Annotated in this window: 2 protein-coding genes; one reads left to right on the top strand and one right to left on the bottom strand. The window is 65.9% G+C overall.

The window, feature by feature from the left end:
- On the top strand, positions 1–1,269 hold a 1,269-nt coding region (locus QZ281_RS09475; protein WP_292227598.1), incomplete at its 5' end, for an AMP-binding protein.
- Positions 1,270–1,315: 46 nt separating this feature from the next.
- Here the strand turns inward: QZ281_RS09475 and QZ281_RS09470 are convergent.
- The coding region (locus QZ281_RS09470; RefSeq protein WP_292227597.1) for an alpha/beta hydrolase at positions 1,316–2,200 on the bottom strand (885 nt) is incomplete at its 5' end.

The following is a 2,200-nucleotide window of genomic DNA, read 5'->3' as shown; positions in this document are numbered from 1 at the left end:
GGCATGACGCCAGTGCCCCTGGCCCCCAGCGTGACGGACGAGACGCTGAAGGCCATGCTGGTCGACGCCAATCCGCGTCTGGTCTTCTCGGACGCCAGCCAGTCGGCGCGTCTGGGCGGGTTCGAGATCGTGACCCTGGACGGTTCTGCGGGCGGCAAGCCCTGGCTGGACTGGCTGGCCCCCGAAGGCGCCACGCCGGCGGTGGAGCCGATTGACCCGGCGACCGCCTTCAACATCATCTATTCGTCCGGCACGACCGGGGTGCCCAAGGGCATCATCCATTCGCACCGGATGCGCGAAGGCCAGATGGGCGCGCTGTCCGCCCTGTTCAGCGGTGACGTCGTCACCCTGCTGACGACGCCGCTCTATTCCAACACGACATTGGTGACCCTGCTGCCCACCCTGCGGGCAGGCGGCACGGTCGTGGTGATGCGCAAGTTCGACACCAAGACCTTCCTTGAACTGTCGCAGAAGCACGCGATCACCCACACCATGCTGGTGCCGGTTCAGTACCAGCGCCTGATGGCGGACCCGGCGTTTGACGACTTCGACCTGTCGTCGTTCCAGCTCAAGCTCTGCACCAGCGCGCCCTTCTCGGTGGAGCTGAAGTCAGAGGTTCTGCGTCGCTGGCCGGGTGGCTTGCTGGAGATCTTCGGCATGACCGAAGGCGGCGGCATCTGTTTCCTGCCCGCCCACCTGTTCCCCGAGAAACTGCACACGGTCGGCATGCCTGCGCCGGGGTCTGACATCCGCATCATCAACGACGACGGCGTTGAGCAGCCGGTCGGCGAGACAGGCGAGATCGTCAGCCATTCGGCCCAGATGATGATCGGCTACAACAACCGTCCAGAGGCGACAGCCGAAGGGCGCTGGTCGGATTCTGAGGGGCGCGGCTTCATCCGCACCGGCGATCTGGGCCGGTTCGACGCCGAGGGCTTCCTGCAGATCGTCGGGCGCAAGAAGGACATGATTATTTCGGGTGGATTCAACATCTACCCGATCGATCTTGAGATTCAGATTGATGCCCATCCCGAGGTGGTCGAGGCCGCCGTCATCGGCGTGCCGGACGCCAAATGGGGCGAGACGCCGGTGGCCTATGTCGTGCGCCAGCCGGGCGCGACTATCGAGGCGGAAGCCTTGCGCACCTGGGCCAATGAGAAGCTGGGCTCCTTGCAGCGAGTGTCGGCGATCACCTTCGTCGACGAACTGCCCCGTAACGGTCTGGGCAAGGTCTTGAAGACCAGCCTGGCCGAGATGGCAGCGGCTTAAAAACAAACGGGCGGTCCATTGTTGGGCCGCCCGTTTTGGTTCGGCGTCAGGGACGGGCCAACTGCTGCACGTTCAGCCAGTTCAACAGGTCGTTGATCCAGAAGTCGCTGCTCTTGCCCTGTCTGTTCATGCCGAAGCCGTGGCCGCCGTTGCGATAGACGTGCAGTTCAGGTTGGCGGCCATTTTTGGCTGCCGCGCGATAGAAGTTCAGCACGGTCGGCTCGGCCAGCTTGTCGTCGCCCGCAACGGCCAGGAAGACGGGCGGCAGGTCGGCAGGCAGGGGCGCCTCGTTGAAGGTGGCGCCATAGATCAGTCCTGCGAAGGCGGGGCGAGCCGCCGGATCGGCGTCCAGCAGGGCGCCAGCCGTCACACGCGCGCCTGCGGAAAAGCCGATCATGCCGACGCGGGCGGGGTCGATCTGGAACTCGGCGGCGCGCTGGCGCACCAGCCGTAGGGCCTGCACCCCATCGGCGACGCCCTGAACCGAGGCTTCGTCCAGATTGAACGTGCCGTTTGATCGGGCCGCGCCCGCCATGAAGACGAAGAAGTCACGCCAGTGCTGCCCGTCGTCTGCGGGGGTGGCAAGCGTGCGGTATTTCAGCACGAAGACGGTGACGCCGTGCGCGGTCAGGGCGCGGGCCACATCGACGCCCTCGGCCTGCATGGTCAGGTAGCGGAAGCCGCCGCCGGGCGCGATGACCACTGCGGCGCCGGTCGCCTTGCCAGGCTCGGGGCGGAACACCTCCAGCGTCGGGCGGGTCACGTTTCGCACCACCTCGAAGCCTGCGCCGGGAAAGCGGCTGATTGTCTCAACCTGGGTTGCGTGTTCCGATCCTGGAGCGACGCCGGGCCAGATGTTGAAGGTCTGTTGCGCCGTCTGGCTGGCGCTCGGGACAGGGGTCTGCGGCGCGACCTGTCCATTGGTTTGGGC

It is taken from the genome of Brevundimonas sp. (assembly GCF_018608325.1).
Taxonomy (GTDB): Bacteria; Pseudomonadota; Alphaproteobacteria; order Caulobacterales; family Caulobacteraceae; genus Brevundimonas.
Note: the sequence above shows the minus strand (reverse complement) of the source record. Positions and strands in the feature narration are given on the sequence as shown.